This is a genomic window from Luteolibacter flavescens, assembly GCF_025950085.1.
In the GTDB taxonomy this organism is placed as follows: Bacteria; Verrucomicrobiota; Verrucomicrobiia; order Verrucomicrobiales; family Akkermansiaceae; genus Haloferula; species Haloferula flavescens.
Window position 1 is genome coordinate 1 of record NZ_JAPDDS010000025.1, and the last position, 19,880, is coordinate 19,880.

The 19,880-nt window shown below is 64.0% G+C and carries 14 protein-coding genes; 3 read left to right on the top strand and 11 right to left on the bottom strand.

Going from position 1 to position 19,880, the window contains the following annotated elements:
* Nucleotides 1-183: 183 nt before the first annotated feature.
* The 3 genes from OKA04_RS24070 to OKA04_RS24080 all read right to left on the bottom strand — a co-directional run bounded on the left by OKA04_RS24070 (nt 184) and on the right by OKA04_RS24080 (nt 2,623).
* On the bottom strand, nt 184-792 hold the full coding sequence (locus tag OKA04_RS24070) for a redoxin family protein (protein ID WP_264503788.1): 609 nt from the start codon (nt 790-792) through the stop codon (nt 184-186).
* A 69-nt stretch (nt 793-861) separates the two neighbouring features.
* The gene (locus OKA04_RS24075) at nt 862-1,659 is read right to left on the bottom strand and encodes a protein-disulfide reductase DsbD domain-containing protein (RefSeq protein ID WP_264503789.1); all 798 of its coding nucleotides are present in this window, start codon (nt 1,657-1,659) and stop codon (nt 862-864) included.
* A 202-nt stretch (nt 1,660-1,861) separates the two neighbouring features.
* Nucleotides 1,862-2,623 carry an AraC family transcriptional regulator gene (locus OKA04_RS24080; RefSeq protein WP_264503790.1) on the bottom strand — a complete coding sequence of 254 codons (762 nt, stop codon included), beginning with the start codon at nt 2,621-2,623 and terminating at the stop codon, nt 1,862-1,864.
* Between the two features lie 124 nt (nt 2,624-2,747).
* Between OKA04_RS24080 and OKA04_RS24085 the strand changes: the two genes are divergently transcribed.
* Nucleotides 2,748-6,224: a PVC-type heme-binding CxxCH protein gene (locus tag OKA04_RS24085; protein ID WP_264503791.1), complete on the top strand. Its 3,477-nt coding sequence runs from the start codon at nt 2,748-2,750 to the stop codon at nt 6,222-6,224.
* 456 nt (nt 6,225-6,680) lie between these two features.
* Here OKA04_RS24085 and OKA04_RS24090 read toward each other — a convergent pair whose 3' ends face one another.
* From OKA04_RS24090 to OKA04_RS24115, 6 genes are all read right to left on the bottom strand, one after another.
* Nucleotides 6,681-7,106, bottom strand: coding sequence for a gamma-glutamylcyclotransferase family protein (locus OKA04_RS24090; protein ID WP_264503792.1), 426 nt, complete (start codon nt 7,104-7,106; stop codon nt 6,681-6,683).
* A gap of 36 nt (nt 7,107-7,142) precedes the next feature.
* Nucleotides 7,143-7,844, bottom strand: coding sequence for a gamma-glutamylcyclotransferase family protein (locus OKA04_RS24095; protein WP_264503793.1), 702 nt, complete (start codon nt 7,842-7,844; stop codon nt 7,143-7,145).
* A gap of 90 nt (nt 7,845-7,934) precedes the next feature.
* Nucleotides 7,935-8,636: a gamma-glutamylcyclotransferase family protein gene (locus tag OKA04_RS24100; protein ID WP_264503794.1), complete on the bottom strand. Its 702-nt coding sequence runs from the start codon at nt 8,634-8,636 to the stop codon at nt 7,935-7,937.
* A gap of 91 nt (nt 8,637-8,727) precedes the next feature.
* On the bottom strand, nt 8,728-9,447 hold the full coding sequence (locus OKA04_RS24105; protein ID WP_264503795.1) for a gamma-glutamylcyclotransferase family protein: 720 nt from the start codon (nt 9,445-9,447) through the stop codon (nt 8,728-8,730).
* 174 nt (nt 9,448-9,621) lie between these two features.
* A complete protein-coding gene (gene obgE / locus OKA04_RS24110; protein ID WP_264503796.1) occupies nt 9,622-10,668 on the bottom strand; it encodes a GTPase ObgE in 1,047 nt (348 codons plus the stop codon).
* 37 nt (nt 10,669-10,705) lie between these two features.
* Nucleotides 10,706-12,115 carry an MATE family efflux transporter gene (locus tag OKA04_RS24115; RefSeq protein WP_264503797.1) on the bottom strand — a complete coding sequence of 470 codons (1,410 nt, stop codon included), beginning with the start codon at nt 12,113-12,115 and terminating at the stop codon, nt 10,706-10,708.
* A gap of 64 nt (nt 12,116-12,179) precedes the next feature.
* Here OKA04_RS24115 and trhA point away from each other — a divergent pair, with 64 nt between their 5' ends.
* Nucleotides 12,180-12,935 carry a PAQR family membrane homeostasis protein TrhA gene (gene trhA / locus OKA04_RS24120; protein ID WP_264503798.1) on the top strand — a complete coding sequence of 252 codons (756 nt, stop codon included), beginning with the start codon at nt 12,180-12,182 and terminating at the stop codon, nt 12,933-12,935.
* Between the two features lie 151 nt (nt 12,936-13,086).
* Here the strand turns inward: trhA and OKA04_RS24125 are convergent, their stop codons facing one another.
* Nucleotides 13,087-13,713, bottom strand: coding sequence for a response regulator transcription factor (locus OKA04_RS24125; RefSeq protein ID WP_264503799.1), 627 nt, complete (start codon nt 13,711-13,713; stop codon nt 13,087-13,089).
* Nucleotides 13,710-16,775: an ATP-binding protein gene (locus tag OKA04_RS24130; protein ID WP_264503800.1), complete on the bottom strand. Its 3,066-nt coding sequence runs from the start codon at nt 16,773-16,775 to the stop codon at nt 13,710-13,712. Before OKA04_RS24130 ends, OKA04_RS24125 begins: the two co-directional genes overlap by 4 nt.
* A gap of 235 nt (nt 16,776-17,010) precedes the next feature.
* On the opposite strand from OKA04_RS24130, the gene OKA04_RS24135 reads away from it, so the two are divergent.
* Nucleotides 17,011-19,644, top strand: a complete 2,634-nt coding sequence (locus OKA04_RS24135) for a hypothetical protein (RefSeq protein WP_264503801.1) — start codon at nt 17,011-17,013, stop codon at nt 19,642-19,644.
* Nucleotides 19,645-19,880 lie beyond the last annotated feature (236 nt).

Genomic DNA, 19,880 nt, shown 5'->3' on the forward strand with positions numbered 1-19,880 from the left:
GGAGGATTCTCCAATGGTCGTGCGGCTCTGTACAGCCCAATTGCTCAACTTCAGTTAATTTTCAGACGGCTTCTTAGGCGGACAGTCCATCGAGCTCAAAACAGCCCCACCCTCACCCTCGAAACGAAAAGACCCCGGGGACTCGCATCCCCGGGGCCAAGCTTCAACAGTATCCGGAAAAGCTTACTTGGAGTACTTCACGCCGCAGCCGTATGGCGGGGTCTTGGCCTTGTCCACGGACTTGCCTTCGAGCACGGCATCCAGCGCGAGCGAGATGTAGCTGTCGGCGCTCTCGATGTCCGCCACGTCGGTCGTGTTCTTGGAATCGATCGCACCGTTGTAGGCGACCTTGCCTTCCTTATCGATCACGAAGAGGTGCGGGGTGGTCTTGGCATCGTAGGCCTTGCCGACCGTGCCATCGGTATCGAGGACGATCTGGCTGGCCTTGTTGCCTTCCTTCTTGGAGCGCTCGGCGAGGTCCGCGGCGGCGAGATAGCCCTGCGCACCTTCAGCGGACGAGTTCACGGAAATCCACACGACGTCCTTGCCGGTGTACTTCTCCTGGAGCTTCGGGATGTTGCCGCTGCCGTAGTGCTTCTTCACGAAGGGGCAGTCGTAGTTGATCCACTCGAGCACGACGACCTTGCCCTTCTGGGCGGCCAGCGTGACTTCCTCGCCCTTCACGTTTTTCACGGAGAAGGCAGGTGCGGCTTCACCCGGCTCGACGGCCCAGGCGGTGGAAGAGCAGATCATGGCGCCAAGCACGGCACCGAGGAACGTGTGTTGTTTCATGGTTTCGATGGGTAGGGATTGAATTGAGCACGGTGTCGAGGGCCGGATGCTTGTCCAATGGAAATCCCGTCACTTCCCGATCCACTGGACGATCACGGGTTGCGCGAGCTTTCCTCCGGACAGCACGAGATCGTAGGCCTTCGCAGGCCCATCCGCGTACTCGTTCTTCGGAGCACTGGCGGTCCATCCTTCTTCCGATTTTTTGAGAACGATCGGCGCTCCGGCATCCACAACTTCCGGCGTGGCAGGAAACGCCAGAATTCCGTCGATATCCAGATCACCCGGAAGAGTGAAGGTCATGACCACCTGACCGTCCTTCTCCGCGACGGTGGCCGTGCTCTCCTTCACCGCCTTCGGGATCTTCTTATCCGCCTCGGCGAGCACTGCCGCATCCTTCGCCGCCGCGCCATCGCCCGCATCGAGTTTCACGGAAAGCTCCACATCCCCCGGCACACACGCATCGCCGCTGCACGTCAGCCATGACAGCGCTACCTTCAGTTCCGCATCTCCCGTTGCACCCGCAGGCGGCGTGAGGTCCACGCGATAGATCGCCTCGCCCTCGTAGCCGAAGCCCGGCAGATCCCCGGTCATGAAGCGCTTTGGCACCGGGGCCTGCAGCTCGCCCGCGGTCCAGCCCTCGGGCAGCGTCCACTTCGCGGAAAGCGGCATGCCACCCACACCCGGATTCACCCAGTAGCTGTGCCAGCCCACATCGATCTTCAGCTTGATGCCCACCGGCACCGTCTTGCCCGCCTGATACGATGTGACTCCAGTGATCAACTCGGCTGCGGCATGACCGGACTTTTCGGCGGCGAAGGCGGTCATCGCGAATGGCAGACCGGCGGCGAAGATGGCGGAAAGTTTCATCCGTGCCATCCAAGCGCGGAATCCCCCACCCCGCCAACGGTTTGTTTCCGCCGACGGGCAAATGAAACTCCATCAAAACAACCCGATCACGAATCGGAATAAGGTCACTACCTTCCGCTCAAATCAAGTCAGCTCCATAGCGCCGAGCCGCGAATCCATACCTCTTCTTCGCGTCCTTGGCGTCTTGGCGGTGAATCATTCCTCACCTCCCCAGCGTCTTCCCCGCACCGCGCTTCTCACGACGATAGGCCGTCGGTGCCTGGCCCATGTGCTTACGGAATTGACGGGAGAAATCGCTGTGGTCGTAAAAGCCGGACTCCAGCGCCACCTCGGTGATCGGCAGGTTCGTGGTGGCCAGAAGTTCGCACGCCTTGATCACGCGCATCCGCATCAGGTAGCTGCGCGGCGTGGTCTGGAAGGTCTTGCGGAATTTCCGCTCGAACTGCCGCACGGACAGCCCGGCGATCTGCGCGAGCTCGGACACCTCCAGCCGCTCGCGGAAGTTCGTCTTCAGGTGCTCCGCCACCTCGGCGAGTTCGAGGTAGGGTTGGATGGCCGCGCGCTGCTCTTCATAGCTGCGCACGGTGCCGCAGAGGCCGCACACCTCGCCGGACTTGTCGAAGAGCGGCAGCTTGTCGGTGATGAACCACTCAGGCTTGCCCTGCGAATTCGGAAACAGCTCGATCAATCCGAGCAGCGGCTGCTTCGTCTGGATGACCTTCTCGTCGTCGCGGTGATACTTCTCGGAGAGACGGGGCGGGAAGATCTGCTTGTCGGTGAGGCCGACGATCTGGTCCTCGCGCTGGAACCCGCAGCGCTTCACGAAAGCGGGGTTCCCGGCCATCAACCGACCGGACCGGTCCTTGGCGAAAAACAGCGTGCCCGGGAGGTGGTCGAAGAGGTGCCGGAATTGCCCCGGAGGGAGATCCTCCAGCCATCGGCGGCGGTCGCTCGGTGTGTCCATTGGTAAAAACATACAAGTCCTTCCCGCAATCCTACAAGCTATCTTAGCGTTTCTGTACCAGCTTGAAATTCGACCCGTTTGCGGCACGTTGCCACCCGCGAACGAACCCATTGCAACCAAGTTCATGCAAGCCATCCGTTTGACGCTGCTCCTGCCACTGGCCGCCCTCGGGGTGGTCTTGGCGAAACCTCTCATCTCCCCGAAACCGGAGGCGCGACGACTTGAAGTCCTGTTCTTCGGTGCCCCGACGGCCAATGGCCCGGGCCACGATCCGGTGACCCGGTACCGGATGATCAAGCGCACCCTCGGCACCGAGGGCATCGACTTCACCTACACGCAGGACCCCGCCGAGGCGCTGAATGCCGAGACGCTCGCGAAGTACGATGCGGTGCTCATGTATGGCAACTGGCAGCAGAACGGGCCCATGCCGGCAGAGCAATTGAAGGCGCTCACCAGCTACGTCGAGGGCGGCGGCGCCTTCCTGCCCATCCACTGTGCCTCCGCCTGCTACGGCGGCTCGCCGGAATTCATCAAGCTCGTGGGCGGCCGCTTCAAGAGCCACACCGACGGGGTCTTCAAGGTCACGAACGTGAACAAGACACACCCCATCATGCGCAGCTACGGCGGCTACTCGGCATGGGACGAGACCTACGTGCACGACCAGCATGGCGACGACCGGGTGATCCTCGAGAAGCGAGACCAGGAGCCATGGACCTGGGTGCGCGAGCAGGGCAAGGGCCGCATCTTCTACACCGCTGCCGGGCACGACCACCGCGTGTGGGATCTGCCCGAGTACCAGGACCTGCTCAAGCGCGCCATCTTCTGGAGCGTGGGGCCGGAGAAATACAAGAAACTGCAGGCGCTGAACCTGCCGAAACTGGAGCAGGAAAAGGTGGAGCTGCCCGGCTACCTGAAGCGCCAGCTCATCACCTCCGCGCAGAAGCCGCTCTCGCCCGAGGACTCGATGAAGCTGGCCCAGGTGCCCGTGGGATTCGAGCTCTCGCTCTTCGCTTCCGAGCCGGACATCGTGAATCCGATCTTCGTGAACTGGGATGAAAAGGGCCGCGCCTTCGTCATCCAGACCGTCGATTACCCGAACAACCTGCACGCGGGAAACATCGGCAACGACAAGATCATCATCTGCGAGGACACGGACAAGGACGGCCGCGCCGACAAGTTCACCACCTTCGCCGACAAGCTCTCGATCCCGACCTCGCTGGTCTTCGCGAATGGCGGCGTGATCTGCACGAACGGAAGCGACATGATCTTCCTCCAGGACACGAACGGCGACGACAAGGCCGACGTGCGGAAGGTGCTCTTCAGCGGCTTCAACATGGGCGACACTCACGCCGGCGTGTCGAACCTGCGCTACGGCCACGACGGCTGGATCTACGCGACCATCGGCTACTCGGGCTTCCGCGGCACGGTGGGAGGCGAGCAGCACCAGTTCAGCCAGGGCGTCTTCCGCTTCAAGCCCGACGCCTCGAAGCTGGAATACCTCCAGCCGACGACGAACAACACGTGGGGCTTCGGCACCTCGTCGGACTTCGACCTGATGGGCTCCACCGCGAATGGCAACCCGTCCTTCTACCTCACCTTCCCCGAAGACACCTACAAGTCCGCCGGACTCACCGCCCCGCGCACGCCGCGTGCGGATGACAATCCGATCTTCAATCCCAGCTCGGCGGACATCCGCCAGGTGGACCAGTTTGAAAAATACACCGCGGGTGCGGGCCACGCCTTCTACACCTCGGAGCGCTTCCCCGCGGAGTGGCGCGAGCGCACCGCCTTCGTCACCGAGGGCACGGGCAAGCTCGTCGGCACCTTCGACATCCTGCGCGAGGGCGCGGGCTACAAGGCCGTCCAGCGCTTCAACAACATCTACAACAGCGCCGACGCCTGGTCCGGCCCGGTGTGCGCCGAGGTGGGTCCGGATGGCGCGCTGTGGATCTGCGACTGGTATAACCTGATCATCCAGCACAACCCGACGCCGAGCAGGCAGTCCTCCGGTCTCGACGCGAAGAACGGCAGGGGCAACGCCTACGAGACACCGCTGCGCGATACCAAGCACGGCCGCATCTACCGCGTCTATCCGAAGGGCTCGAAGGACGACGCGAACCCAGAGATCGACACCAAGAAGCCGGACACCCTGCTCGCCGCGCTGGACAGCACGAATCTCTTCTGGCGCCTGCATGCGCAGCGCCTGATCGTGGAAGGCGGCATGAAGGATCTGGCCGGGAAGCTGGGCTCGCTCGCCGCAGCAGGCACGAAGGGCTCCGCCCACGCCGTCTACGCCCTCGCGCAACTCGGCGTGCTGGATTCCTCAACCGCGAGCATCGCGCTGAAGTCGAATGTCCGTGCCGTCCAACGTGCAGGCATCACCGTCGCGACGCCGCAGCAGGTGAAGGACGCCTACATCGCCGGGGGCAAGATCGACGTGAAGGGCGACCGCGAGCTCGCCGAAGCGCTGGTTTCGCTGTCACGCCTGCCGGAGAACGACGCTGATCTCGGCAAGGCGCTCTTCAACCTCATCACCACCGAGGAAGAGCGCGTGACCAAGGACCTCACGCTGAAGGATGCCTGGCAGATCGCCGCAAACCGGAATGCCGCCAGCGTGACCGCAGCGGCGAAGGCCGCAGGCTACGTCTCGGACAGCGAGAAGAAGCAGATGCCGAACCTGCTGCCGAATCCCGACTTCTCCGAAGTCTCCAGCGGCAAGCCCGCGGGCTGGACCGACCTCCGCACCTACGGCGGCGGCAATGGCACGGCGAAGCTGACCAGCTCGCCACAGGGCCGGAATGGCTCGCTCGGCCTGTCGATCTCCGCGACCGCCCCGATCGACGCCGGAGCCGCGGTGACCGTGCCCGTGAAGCGTGGCACCCGCTACCTGCTGTCCGCATGGGTGAAGACCATCGACCACAAGCCGAATGGCAATGGCCCCGGCGCGCTGGTGAACGTCCATGGTGGCGAGCGCACCAACAGTGTGAAGGGCACCACGGATTGGACGCAGGTTTCCACGGAGATCGATTCCGGGGATCGCAGCGAATTGCTCATCCACTGCCTCTTCGGCGGCTACGGCGGCGCGACCGGCACAGTGATCTATGACGATGTCTCGCTTACGGAGATCGCCGGCGGTGCAGGTGCGAAGGGCATGCTCGCCGCTCTCGCAACCAAGGCCGCCGGCGGCCCGGATCCGAATGTGGTCGTGAAGAAGTTCAAGGCCGACCCCGAGGTGCACAAGCGCGGCGCCGAGATCTACGGCATGACCTGCATCGCCTGCCACCAGCCGACCGGCCTGGGCATGGAAGGAGCCTTTCCTCCGCTCGACAATTCCGAGTGGCTGACCGGCGATCCCAGCGTCCCGATCCGCGTCGTCATCGGCGGCCTCATGGGCCCCGTCAAGGTGGCCGGCCACGACTACAACAGCGTGATGCCGCCGCACGTGGACCTCGACGACCAGAAAATCTCCGACGTGCTCACCTACGCCCGCCAGAGCTGGTCGAACGACGCCGCCCCGGTGACCCCGGCGCAGGTGAAGGAAGTGCGCGAGAAATACAAGGGCCGCACCCAGCCATGGACGGCGAAGGAGCTGGGCCACTGAGCATCGCCGGCTAGCCGGGATTCATCATCCATCTCGAAAGCATCACAGGAGCCGGTCGCAAGACCGGCTCTTTTGTTTGATGGGCAGAGATCGAGAGTTCCCGGTGTTGATCGCGCGCTCCCGATGTCAGCGACCGCGTAGCGGTCAAGGATGGTAGCCGTGGACTTCCAGTCCACGGACCAAGCCGGAGGCAGAACGTGTCGTGTAGCGACACCGGAACAATCACGGGGCGGACCGCTTCCGGAACTGGATACCGTTTGCTGTCACTCCTGTGTCACTACGCTACACCACGCCACTCATCCGTCAGGTCCACGGGTTGAAACCCGTGGCTACCATCCTTGACCGCTACGCGGTCGAGAAGCGCACACGCGTAACGAGGTATCACACCTAGATCGCCACGTGCTCAATGGTTGAAGCTTCTTGATTGACGACTCGCGCCGACGCCCTCGCAACAATTCATTCGACGCCTCGACCGTCCTGCAGCCAGTCGCCGGAAATAATGCGCTTCGATTCATCCACCGGCCCGATCCATTCGTAGGCCCAGGCCGCGAAGACCTGATCATCCGCGGTCGCCACCTCGGTCTTCACGCGCCGGTATTCCGCGCCCTCGATCTCGTTCGCGGAGATCCCTTCAAATTCATCCAGCGCCACGAGTTGGTCGCGCCCGACTCGGAAGAGGTCTCCATCGACAGTCCCCTCTCCCTGAAGCACGAGACCCGGATACCAGGTGATCGCATACAGCTTTCCAGCGACCTTCCCCGACGACACGAAATCCGCGCCATCCATGCGGAAGGCATTCGACCCGCCGCGACGGAGCGTTCCATAGACGAAGACCAATTCCCCTGCGGCGTCCTGCATGAGTGCAGTGTAGCGGCCGGACACCCGGGGTCCACGATCGACTTCACCACAGGCAGACCTTCACCCCCGGATCAATCCGACCAACCACTCGAGCAGGAAAAACGTCACCATGGCACTCGCGACGATGGCAGCCCAGAACAGGCAGCCGAACATGAAGTCGCTCTCGCCCCTCCTCTTCGCGAGCCACAGCGCATACACGGATGCGAACGGTGCCAACAATCCACCGATGGATGCCAATCCGATCATCGTCTGGGCAACCGGACTCATGCCACGGGGCGTGGCAACAGAAGCCATCAGCATCAAAACCGGAAAGCAGAGGAAGCAAAACAGCCCGATCCAGGTGAACAAGGGATAGAGAGGAAGGCGGACAGCGAAGCCTGGGCTTTCCACCTCAAACCAATCTCCGGAGCGGATCACTTGCGAGGCATCAACAGCCCCCCGCCATTCCCAGGTCCATGCCTCCCAAGACTGCCCCATGTTGGCCACAGAGTGGGCAGTCACCTTGATCCGCTGATGATTTCCAGTCGGCACTCCGCCATCCAAGCGATCTAGGTGACCCGGCGCGATCCGATAAATCTCGCCCGTCACCCGAGGCATCGTCAACTCCCCCGCAACGAACACCGGCCCCTCCGGCAACCGGTAGAGCGAGCCCTGCACCGTCGCCTCACCGAAAAACTCCGCGCCTTCCATCCGGAAGGCATCAGCCCCGCCACGACGCAATCGTCCGAAGACAAAAAGCAGATCAGAGGGGGCATCCGACATGAGCAAGACATAAGGGGAATCCCGGAATAGTCCATCACGTCACCGCGAACTACGGGAGAAGAACGATCCGAGAGACGCATCAAATCCCCGTCAACCGAGAGCCGCCCATAGCGATACCGCGACGAGGACCAGCACCACCACGCACGCGACGGCGGACGAGACGAAGAGGCATCCGGAAGCGATACCATTCTCCCCGCGTCGGGCAGCCAGCCAGAGCGACGTCACGGCGGCGAAGGGCGAAAGAGCAGCTCCAACAGTCAGGCCGTTTTCCATGAGCCGACCCCATGGACCTGTCACTTGATACACACTCAGTGTCAGGGCCAAGCATACCACACAAGAGACGAGGCAAAAGAAGCCGATCCAGGTGAACCACGGAACTGATGGACGACGCTCAAACCGATCCCGGTGCTCCACGTCAAACCAATCCCCGCTGTCGATGTGCGCTCCCGGGTCGGTCTGCCCAGGCCACTCCCACGTCCACGCATTCCAAGAGTCATCTCGATCCAGCGATTGGACGACGACACGGCTTCGACAGGACCGCACACCGTCAGGCGATCCCGCGGTTTCATCCAGCATCCAGAGATGCCCTGCCGTCACCCGATAGAGTTCTCCAATGACCGACGACTCCCCCGTCCCGCCCAGCACAAGGCCGGGCCCTTCCGGCATCTTGTAGAGCAATCCGGACACCCTGCCTTCGGCGATGAATTCCGCGCCTTCCATCCGGAAGGCCTCAGACCCACCACGGCGCAAGGTGCCATAAACAAAGACCAACTCACCGGCCTCACCTGACATGCCGGCAGTGTAGCGAGGTCACGGTGATGGTCCACGATCGACATCACTCCTGCCGGGATTCGGTATTTCTCCTACGAGAACCCAGCACCAGCTAACCGCGGATGCTCTTGATCACCGCCACGATCACGGCGACCACCACGAAGCCGCACGCCATGAGGGCAACCGCGTAAAGGCATCCGAGCAACCGGTCGCTCTCTCCGCGGCGCTTCGCGAGCCACAACGAATACACGGCCGCAAACGGAGAAAGTGCACCACCAATCAACATCGCATCATGCGTGAACCGGGCCAGCGGGCTCGTGTAGTAGCTGGTGAGCGGGGCGGCCAGCAACCATATGGGAAAGGAAACCAGACAGATCGTTCCGATGAGGCTGTACCAAGGGTATCGCTGGAGCCCTTCGGTAAGGCCGGGACGAGACTCCCGAAGCCAGTCGCCGGACTGAATCCGCTGCCCTGGATCCACAGGCCCATGCCATACCCAAGCCCAGGCGGTCCACGAGTCTCCAGAATTGAAGAAGCACTTCACCGCTACCCGGCCTCTGCGCCGGTCGCTCGTTTCCCTCTCGTCCGGCGCGAGCCCGTCGAGATCGTCGAGCTTTTGCAAATGTTCCGGCGTCACCCGATAGAGATCTCCTGTCACCCGTGCAGAATCCTCGCCTCCGCTGACCAGCGCTGGGCCATCTGCCAATCCGTAGAGCATGCCCGGCACGGTGCCCTTGGCGACATACACCGCACCTGCCATGCGAAAACACTCCGGCCCGCCACTACGTAACGGACCATAGACGAATACGAGTTCGTTGGAGTCATCCCGCACGCGGACGACAACCTAGCGACACGGCGGATGAGGTCGATGGCGGAAATCACCCCGTGTAGGGGCGGTATAGGACCGTCGGAAACTGGCGGCCACAAGCCGCATCGTGAGATCGTATTCTCGCACCCACAAGGATGCGGACTGATGCCACTAAAGCGCGACGGTCATAGTCCGCCGCTACACCCGGTAGCCGACCTCGTCGTCCAGATAAAGCTTCAGAGCGTCGAGGCCTTCTTCCAGTTCGGCGGAGATCGGGATGACCTTCACCTTGGGGAAGCGCTTTTCCAGCAGGTCCAGATTCTCCGCAGCGCCGTCCATGTCCATCTTGTTGGCGATGATCATCCACGGGAAGCGGCCGAGCTCCTCGTCATACTCGCTGATCTCCTTGCGGAGGATCTGGATGTCGGAGATCGGGTCGCGGCCTTCGCTGCCAGCGATGTCCACGACAAAGAGCAGCACGCGGCAGCGGGTGATGTGGCGCAGGAATTCGTGGCCGAGGCCGCGGTTTTCGTGCGCGCCCTCGATGAGGCCCGGGATGTCCGCCACGGTGCAGCGGCGGAAGCCGCCGAACTCGACGACGCCGACGGACGGCTGGAGCGTGGTGAAGGGATATGCCGCTACCTTCGGATGGGCGTGGGAAAGCTTGCCGAGCAGCGTGGACTTCCCGGCATTCGGGAAACCGACCAGACCGGCATCGGCGATGCGGCGCAGCTCGAGGTAATAGACGCCGGACTCACCCTCCTCACCGGGGGTCGATTCCGTGGGGGTGCGGTGCGTCGGCGTGGCGAAATTCGAGTTGCCCATGCCGCCCTTGCCGCCCTTGCAGAGGACGAATTTCTCGCCGTATTCGGTCAAGTCGGCGATCGGCTCAAGGTCGATGCCCTCGTCGCCGCGCTCCATCTCCACGGCCTCCTGCACGGTCGCGGCGCTGCACTTGTAGATCACGGTGCCCGGCGGGACCTTGGCGATGATGGTGTCGCCGCCCTTGCCGGTCTTGCGCACGCCGCCGCCATTCACGCCTTTCTTGGCGATCAGCTTCGGGTCGTAGTGGAATTGCCGGAGATTGTCGGTGGACGGGTCCACGATCAGGACGACATCGCCGCCCTTGCCGCCATCGCCACCATCGGGGCCGCCACGGGGCACGAATTTTTCGCGGCGGAACGAAACGGCTCCGTTCCCGCCGTCGCCGGCCTTGGCAAAGATGCGGATGTGGTCGATGAACATGACGGGATGAAACGCGGGGACGGGTCAATGCGCCAGCTTACACCCTCGCGTCCAGCCATTTCCCGCGAAAATGGACCCACGAGAAGACGAGCGCCTGGGTGACGAGATCCAGCGAAAAGATCACCCACACCGCCCGCAGGTCGAACCAAGGCTGCCTGTGCAGCAGCCACATCATGCCGATGCGGTAGAAGATCATGCTGCCAAAGGACCAGCGCATGACCGTGGTGGTGGCCCCCGCGCCGCGCATGGAGGTCTTCAGGATGATGCAGGTGGCGAAGAAAGGCTGGGCCGCCGCGCAGATCAGCACCAGCGGCGAGGCGAGGTGCTGGTGGAGGTCGCTTTTCGGCGCCATCAGCGCGATCAGCCCGTCGCGGCCGAAGATGAAAATCACGCCGATGGAGCCCATGAGCACCACGGCGATCTTCCAGCAGAGTCGCACGGCGCGGACCGCCATTTCCTTCGACCCCGCTCCGAGATATTGCCCCGCGAGCGCCGCCCCGGCCGTACCGATCGCCCAGCCGGGCAGGAAGCTCATCGACTCCACGCGGATGGCCAGGATGTGCGCGCCGAGGTTCGCCTCGCCCGGGAGATTCGCGATGATGCTGATGCCGTAGGCGTGGATCGCCCACATGAAGCCGATCTCCAGCGACTGCGGCGCGCCGACCCGCAGGATGCGGGCGAGTGTCTCCCAGTGCGGGCGCAGCCCGGCGAGGCTCCAGGAAAGCAGGCCATTCCTCCGCATGAGGACCATCGAGACGACCAGGAGGCCGGCGACCCAGCCGGTGACAGTGCCCCACGCGATGCCCGCGACGCCGCGCCCCTGCTCGATCGCGAGGAACCAGCTCACGGCAATGTTCACCGCATTCACCACCAGCATGGCGATGAATGGCGTGCGCGTATCCCCCGCCCCACGCAGCGCGGCATTGATCGCAAACATCGCACCGCTCACCGGACCGGACCACGCCAGCACGCGAAGGAAGGCCTCCGCATGCACCGCCGCCTCCGGGGTGAGGCCCACGCCCTTGATCAGGGCGGGAATTCCAAAATGCAAAGCCAGCAGCGAGAGGAAGCCCGCGGCCAGGCCGAGCCACAGCCCCTGCCCCAGCCCGCGCCGGGCGAGATCCGGATCGCGCCCCCCGGTGGCGCGGGAGACCAGCGCCATCACGCCCGTGGCCACCGCGCCCTGCAGGATATTGAAGAACCAGGCGACATAGCCGCCGAGGCCCATCGCATCGAGGATGGGCACGCTGGCCGGGCCCTCGGCGATGCGACCGGAGATCAGCAGATCGGAGAAGCCGACGCAGAAGGCGAGGACGTTTTCCAGCAGCGGCCAGACGGCCAGGACCGCGACCTGCTTCGACAGCGACATGCCACCGAGCTTGCCCGCCAGCCTGACTTCCGGCACCGCGCGTTCACTCGCTTCGATGGAGGCACCGGGTTTCGACATGGCAGCCGGGAAGGCCTAGCGGTGCCCCACCCCTCTGGCAACCGGCATCCACCGCTTGGCCGGAATGAATGCCCGGAGCGACATTTCCGGTCAGAACGGGACATCCCCCGACCGCCACCCCTTTCTCGACAAGTCCGCCAATCTCCACGATGGTGTCGCCATGCACCGGCAACCTCCGAAGGACCGTTCGCCCCTTTGTGAAAGCCCCGCCGAGGAAATGGCCAGCATGGCCACCCACGCGCTCGGCACCGCGCTGGCCATCGTCGCGCTGGTCACGATGGTGGTGCTGGCGAAGGGCGAGGCCTTCCGCACGGTGTCCGCATCGGTCTTCGGCGGCACCCTCATCCTGCTCTACGGCTCGTCCACGCTCTACCACGCGATTTCCTGCCCACGGAAAAAGCCGCTGCTACAGGCGCTCGACCATGCATGCATCTACCTGCTCATCGCCGGCTCCTACACGCCGCTCACGCTGGTGGCGCTCCGCGGTCCCTGGGGCTGGTCGCTCTTTGGCGTGGTGTGGTTCCTCGCGGTGGCCGGAGTGCTTTTGAAGACGCTGGGCCGCGGTCGTCGCGATACCTGGTGGTCCACCGCGCTTTACATCGTCATGGGCTGGCTGGCCGTGCTCGCCTTCGGCCCCATGCTGCGCGCACTCTCGCTCGCCGGGGTGGCATGGATGGTCGCGGGCGGCCTCTGCTACACGCTGGGCGTGATTTTCTTCGTGTGGCGAAAGCTCCGCTACAATCACGCGATCTGGCATCTCTTCGTGCTCGGCGGCAGCGCCTGCCACGTCGTGGCCACGGCGCTCTACATCCTCCGCTGAACACCGCCCCCGCTGAGAGCGCGGAGCCACTGGCCCGCAGAAGAACGGGGGTATCCCACCTCACCTCGAGGCCCGCATCTCCCTCAAAAGCACCCCGGCAAATCCGCCGCGAAGGACCACCCCGCGCTGCCACTAATGCTGCTTCTCTAGGTCACTTCGGCCCCCGGAATTTCAGCGCGGCCTCGGTCCGCGACCTCACGTGGAGCTTCACGTAAATGTGCTTCAAGTGCCAGCGCACGGCCTCCGTGGAGACCCCGAGACGCTCGCCGATCTCCTTGTTGATGAATCCTTCCGCGACCAACTCCAACACCTCGCGCTCACGGGCGGTCAGCTTTTCCACCTCCTCCGCCGTGGTGGATTGATCGCGGAAGTGCAGGATCACCTTGCGGGCGATCTCACCGCTCATCGGTGCCCCGCCTTGCTGGACGTCGCGGATCGCGGTCAGCACCTCGTCCGGTGTGGACCGCTTCAGCAGATACCCTGAGGCCCCGTTGCGCAGCGCGCTGAAGATGCGGTCGGGATCTTCATAAACGGTCACCATGATCACGTGCGTGTCCGGCAGCAGTTTCTTCAGCCGGGCGACGCACTCGATGCCGGACATGCCGGGGAGCTGGATGTCCATCAGCACTACCTCCGGCGCGTGCTTCGGGAGCTGGACGAGGGCCTTCTCCGCGGTGTCGCACGAACACACGCAGCGGAAGTCCGGCGAGAGATTGATGATCGTCTCCAATCCCTCCCGGGTGGTCCTGCTGTCTTCGACGATGCCGAGCTTGATCATGGGGTATTCTTTTCCAAAGGGATGCTGAAGCCGACGGTGGTGCCGCGGCCCGGATTCGTATCGACCCTGCACGTGCCGCCGAGCTTCTTCATCCTCGACTGCATCCCGGCAAGCCCGTCGCTGCCCGGGGAGTCAGGATCGCCGACGAAGCCATGGCCATTGTCCGCAAGCGACACATCGAGCCGCCCGCCGGTGACTGCGATCTCCAGCTTCACCTCGGTCGCGCCGGAGTGGCGGACGATGTTGTTGAGCGCTTCACGGAATGCCAGGAAGAGACCGTGGCGGCGTGAGGAATCGAGCGGATGGCCCGCGACCGAATCGTCGATTTTCAGGCGGCACTGGATGCCGGCGAGATCGAGGAAACGCTGGGCGAAGAGCGAGAAGTAGCCCGCGAGATCCGTGACCGAGTCATAGCGCGGATTCACCGCCCACACGATCTCGTCCAGCCCGGTGACGAGCCCGCGGCAGACTTCCGCAAGCTGGCCGAGGTAGCCGTCCTTCTTCTGCTGGGGAATGGCGGGATTCTGGACCAGTGATGTGAGAATGCCCGCCTCCGTCAACCCGGAGCCCAGCTCATCGTGCAAGTCCTGCGCCACGCGAGTGCGCTCGATCTCCAGCTCGCGGTGACGTTCACTGGCCTGGCGTTCCTCGATCTCCGCCGCGAGCTGGCGGCTGCGCAGGGCGACTGTGCGGCGGAGCGAAAACACCCAGCCCAGCGCCAGCGAGAGGCCTCCGGACAAGATGGCAATCGCGACCATGGTGTGCCGCGGCGTCCACCACGGACCGCGGTGGAGGATGGTCAGGTCCGCGGCATCGTGAAGCAACAGTTCGAAGGGATCCGCCGCCGCGCGATCCGGCGTGGCCGTGACGTAAACACCGGTGACCCTCACGATGCTACCACGCTCGATCGGCTTGGCGGCACGGTCGGCATTCACGAGACGGGCGACGAAGCGTTGCCCTCCGGCCTGGAATTCCAGCACCCGCTCCTGCTCACGCAAGCTATCGCTGAGCAGGGCCGCCTCGATTGACACGAGCGTGGCATCCAGCCCCGCCTCAGGCAGCCGAGCGGCATCGACCGGCTGGGGAGACGGCATCGGGTCGTGGCCGACGCGGCGCACATGGCTCTCTAACAACACGAGCGACGGCCCGCCGAGGCGGGGGTAGCCCGCGACCTCCACCTGGTCTCCCGGTTTCAAATCCGCGGCATCCACCGAGACGACCCGGAAGCCCTTTCCGCCATCCGTCAGATAGAGTTCTTGCGACCTGGCATGCAGCACCGTTCCAGCGACCTTCACGCGCTTGAACCGGCTGGAGTGAGAGGTAAAGAGAAGCAGGTCACCCGCCTTCACCATCGGAATCGCAAAGGGGTCCTGCGGCGCGGGCGTGACCACCGTCATCAGGGCATTCCCCAGCAGGCACAAACCGGGATTCACGCGACCCGTCTCCCCGTCCCAATTCGCCGTGAAGACTCCGCGGATGCGTACCACGCTGCCGCGGAGGTCGGCGCGCGCGGCCTCGTCCATGTCCCGCACCGGCAGCGGGTGAAAGCGATGGTCGATGATCTTCAGCGTGCCGCCATTCGTCAGCAACTCCATCGACTCCGCGCCGGTGGAGACCATGACGCCCTCCACCTCGATCAACTCGGCATCCAGGCTGCCGCTCGCGATCTGATCCCACGACGGGCGCTTCGGCTCCGGCATCGGTGCCGGGCCGACATAGGTCGCCCGCTCGGCGAAGATCATCGGCGAGAAGTCGCCGGGATCGGTGACTCCTTCCACCTCCCAGCGCTCGCCAGGCCGCGGCTGTTGCCCCGCACTCGGAGGAGTATAGTAGATGAAAACGCCACCGGTGGAATCCTGCAGCACCAGTGAAGAGGTCGTGGCCGTGGTGACCACGCCGGTGAGGCGCGCGCGCAGTGGCTTGCGGGATTCCTCCGGCTGCAGGCGGCGCACGTGGCCGATCTCCGTGATCAGGTCGGTCGGCAAGCTGGGAGCCAGGAAGGTCTCCACGTCGCTCCCCTGCACGATCACCATCCCGTCGCGCCGGCCGACTCCCCGCAGCTTCACCCGCTGGTTCAGCAGGGTCTCCGGTTTCAGCCCCGCGCTCTCCGCCACCAGCGCTTGGAATGACGACATGCGTCCGGCCAGGTCCAGCACCAGCCTGCCGTCCTTCTCCGCGGCGAAGGTGACGGAACCCTCCGCCGTGACCCACGAGCCACCATTGACGAAGGTGCCCGCCGCCCAATCCCCGCTGACCACTTCTCCCCGCTCCGGGAGCGTCGTCACCTTCACGCGAGGCTCGCCGATGAAGAAGCGCGATCCATCGTCCGAGGTGACTTCAAAGGAGTATCTCCCTGCCTCCGCAACATCGAGATAGCCGGTGAATACCGCACCGGCATGGTAGGACTGCGGCAGGACGCCGACGTCAAATCCCGCCGTGACCCCGCGGGTGACCGGAGTCATCGAGCGAAAGTCGGGGATGGCGTTCCAGTTTCCCGTGTAGGTCTCGTAGGCGAGGCCTTGCCAGAATTTCTCATCCCCATCCGTACGGTGAAAGAGGGAGATCAACGGCACGGTTGCGCCTTCCTTCCCCTCGCCCGCCATCGTCACCTCCAGCGTGCTCTCGGCGAAGCCATTGAACCACTCCATCCGCAGCGGTTGCTTCCCCTTCTCCAGATAGACCATGCCGGCGCGCGCGACGCGGGAGTGGTGACCGTCATTGTCCACCACGGGCGCGGTGCCGAGCCGCAGGCCCGAGCGATCCCGCACGATCTGGCAGTGGTCGCCCTCGATCCGCAGGCGCATGCCCTGCGTGCAGCCCGGAGGTAGATAGGGGCACTCAAGCAGGACGGTGCCCGAGGCATCCTGAAGCGCCACCCACTTGCCACCTGCGGAGCAAACGGTGCCCTCGACCGTGAAAGAAAGGATCTCGCGGCTCTTTTCCTCCATCGTCCGCTGCAGGGACGCCACCGACATCGGCTCCGCAGCCAGGATGCCGAGGCAGATCCCGGTCCAGATCAGGACGAGGCCCGCGGTCTTGCCGGCGTGGTGGGAAAAGGACATGGTCGCGTAACGAATTTGCCACCGAAAAGCACGGGAGCGGCCGGACGGAAGGAAAATCGGCGCTCAAGCCACTCCATTTCAACAATGGAGCGCCGGAGGCAGGGATTTCTACCGGGTCGGGTAGCTGGGCGGGGTGGGTCGGGACGGAGCATGATTCAAAGTGACGCCGGGGTCGATTCCCGGGGCCCGAACGCCCCATCGACCCCATCGAGTCATTCATCAAGAACCCGTTACGATGATACTCCCTGACCGACCAAATCGAACACCCCGCTCCTCCCGCCGGGCCGCCCTCGCGATTCTCCCCCTCTGCACCGGCCTGGCCGGGGCGGCGGACTTCCCGATCGGCGTGAATTTCTCGGACAACACCGCCTTTCACCTCACTGCTGCAGAGACTGCCGGCGCGGAAGTGGTGCACGCGAACTGGAACAACTGCATCCGCTGGGGAAACCCGCTCGCCCTGAACAACTCCAACGGAGTCGCCACCCCGGTGACCGTCAAGTGGGACGCCAGCGGTGCCTGGCAGACCTCCACCGCCGCCATCACCGGCGGGAACAACAAACTGATGAACGCCTACCTCGACTCGAACGGGGCGGCGAACACCACGCCTTTCGACGGCGTCTTCGGCACCGGCGATGACAAGCCCGTCGTGCTCGTGACAAAGATGGACGAGTGGATGACGGCTAACAACCTGACCTCCTACAGCGTGGTGATCTACTCGGATGGCGACTCCTCGGCCGGCGACCGCGCGACCAAGGTCTGGCTCGCCAATACGCTCCCGAATTCCCCGACCAATGGCGGCGACCCGGGCCTCGGCAGCGATCTGACCAGCCGGGTCAACATCATCGACCAGGCGAACTACGGCACAGCGCAGACTTTCACCCGCGTCACGGGCACGAGCGGCGTGGGCAACTACACCGTCTTCAGCGGCCTGACCGCTCCGTCGTTCTACATCCGCATCGACGAAGCGGGATCGAATCCTTGGCGCGCGCCGCTCAATGGCTTCCAGATCATCGGCACCGATGTCGTGGAGATCCCGGATGCGGACGGCGACGGGCTGCCCGACTTCTGGGAAAGCAATCACGGGCTCGACCCGAATGACGATGGTTCCGTCATCTTCGAAAACGGAGCCAGCGGCGATCCCGATGGCGACGGCCGCACCAACGCCCAGGAATACAACGGCGGTGTGAACAGCACCAACCCGCAGAAGGCGGACACGGACGACGACGGGCTCGACGACGGACAGGAGTTCCTCCTCGGCACCAACCCTCTCGATGCGGATTCGGATGATGACGATCTCCCGGATGGCTGGGAAGTGGACAACGAACTCGACCCGCTCGACGACGGCAGCACGAATGTCGACTTCGGCACGAACGGTGATCCCGATGGCGATGGCCTGCCGAACGTGCAGGAGTATGCCCGCAAGACCGATCCCCATCTGGCCGATACGGATGGCGACGGCTACAGCGACCTAGTCGAAAACGGAACCGGCGTCTGGGATGGTGAATTCTTCACCGGCACCAATCCCCTCGTCGCGGATACCGACGGCGACGGCATCAAGGACGGGGACGAGAATCCCGAACTCGGCTATCTGGCTGGCGTCCGCTCCGGCACCGATCCGAACAAGTCGGACACCGATGGTGACGGCCAGAACGACCGCTGGGAATTCCTCCTCGGCACCGATCCCACCCTCGACACTTCCGCGCTGCCGACGGTGGCGCTGAACAATCCGAGCTTCGAGCTTCCGGATGCCGCAGGCACCTTCCTGACCCAGGTGCCCACGGACTGGTCCATCGCGGATGCTCCCGAGGCTGACGAGGTCTTTGTGGAGAACATCACCTCCGCCGCTCTCACCGGCGGCCAGGGGCTGCAGTACGCCGGCGTCCAGCAACTCGGGAACTACATCTACCAGACGACGAGCGTCCCCTTCGCTGCGAATACCACTTACATCGTCGATGTAGCCAGCGGCTATCGCGCCGGCTTCATGAGCGGATTGGTGGAATTCGGCCTGTATTCCAGCAATGCCATCGGCACCCCGGTCTCCGCATACCCCGGCAGCATCGATGCCAACGGCGTGAGCCTCAACTCGGGCAATCCGGATGCGGACGGCGTGCTGAACCGCCTGCGGGACGCCAGCGCCCTCACCACCATCGGCAGTGGCAGACTGGGACGGGTCTTCTCCTTCACCACCGGTAGCAATCCTCCGGCCGGAAACGTGGTGGCCTACATCCGCCATGCGAATGGCTTCCGGGTGGTCTTCGACAACATCCGCATCATCGCGGTGCCGAATACCATCGACGTGGATGCGGACGGTCTGCCCGACGCATGGGAACTGGCGCACAACCTCTCACCCCGTGACAATGGCTCCATCTCGGTCGAGAACGGCCCGAACGGCGACCTCGACGGCGACGGCAGCACGAACGCCCAGGAATTCGCCGCTGGCAGCGATCCACACGACTACGACACCGACAACGACGGCCTGAGCGACGGCGTGGAAACCGGCACGGGGATCTTCGTCGGCTTCGACAACACCGGCACCAGCCCGATCAAGTTCGATACCGACGGGGATGGATACGGCGACAATGAGGAGGTCACGGCAGGAACCGATCCGAACAACGCCAGCAGCTACCCCGGCTCGGGTAGCGGCACCACCCTGAAAGTCACCAGCCTCAGCAAGGTCGGAGCGGTCTTCTCCGTCACGGTGGAGGGCTTGGAAACCACCAAGACCTACACGCTGGCGCGCAGCACCACGCTGAATGGATTCGCTCCGATCGGCACGACGGTCACCGGAGTCACCACCCACACCTTCAGCGATCCGGCAGCCCCGGGCGGCCGCGCCTTCTATCGCGTCCAGGAAGTCACTCCTCCTTGATCAGCCTTCCAGGGTAATTCGAGTGTATCGGCTGCCATTCCGCCCGCGGGATGGCAGCTTTCTTTTGGGAGCCGACGATGAGAAGAAAGAGGACCAGGATGGATAGGATGGATAGGATGAGAAGGCTTTACGGATTACCCCTTGCTTGCCGGATGGCGTGTAAGCGTGGTCCGCAGCACCGTCCGTAGGTTCTTGGAGCTGGGCAATCGTCGGTGTCGGATATCCGACACCTATGG

Excerpts from the sequence above, each read along its gene's own strand:
- OKA04_RS24070 (WP_264503788.1), bottom strand. The coding sequence starts at position 792 with ATGAAACAACACACGTTCCTCGGTGCCGTGCTTGGCGCCATGATCTGC.
- OKA04_RS24075 (WP_264503789.1), bottom strand. The coding sequence starts at position 1,659 with ATGAAACTTTCCGCCATCTTCGCCGCCGGTCTGCCATTCGCGATGACC.
- OKA04_RS24080 (WP_264503790.1), bottom strand. The coding sequence starts at position 2,623 with ATGGACACACCGAGCGACCGCCGCCGATGGCTGGAGGATCTCCCTCCG.
- OKA04_RS24085 (WP_264503791.1), top strand. The coding sequence starts at position 2,748 with ATGCAAGCCATCCGTTTGACGCTGCTCCTGCCACTGGCCGCCCTCGGG.
- OKA04_RS24095 (WP_264503793.1), bottom strand. The coding sequence starts at position 7,844 with ATGTCGGATGCCCCCTCTGATCTGCTTTTTGTCTTCGGACGATTGCGT.
- OKA04_RS24100 (WP_264503794.1), bottom strand. The coding sequence starts at position 8,636 with ATGTCAGGTGAGGCCGGTGAGTTGGTCTTTGTTTATGGCACCTTGCGC.
- obgE (WP_264503796.1), bottom strand. The coding sequence starts at position 10,668 with ATGTTCATCGACCACATCCGCATCTTTGCCAAGGCCGGCGACGGCGGG.
- OKA04_RS24115 (WP_264503797.1), bottom strand. The coding sequence starts at position 12,115 with ATGTCGAAACCCGGTGCCTCCATCGAAGCGAGTGAACGCGCGGTGCCG.
- trhA (WP_264503798.1), top strand. The coding sequence starts at position 12,180 with ATGAATGCCCGGAGCGACATTTCCGGTCAGAACGGGACATCCCCCGAC.
- OKA04_RS24125 (WP_264503799.1), bottom strand. The coding sequence starts at position 13,713 with ATGATCAAGCTCGGCATCGTCGAAGACAGCAGGACCACCCGGGAGGGA.
- OKA04_RS24130 (WP_264503800.1), bottom strand. The coding sequence starts at position 16,775 with ATGTCCTTTTCCCACCACGCCGGCAAGACCGCGGGCCTCGTCCTGATC.
- OKA04_RS24135 (WP_264503801.1), top strand. The coding sequence starts at position 17,011 with ATGATACTCCCTGACCGACCAAATCGAACACCCCGCTCCTCCCGCCGG.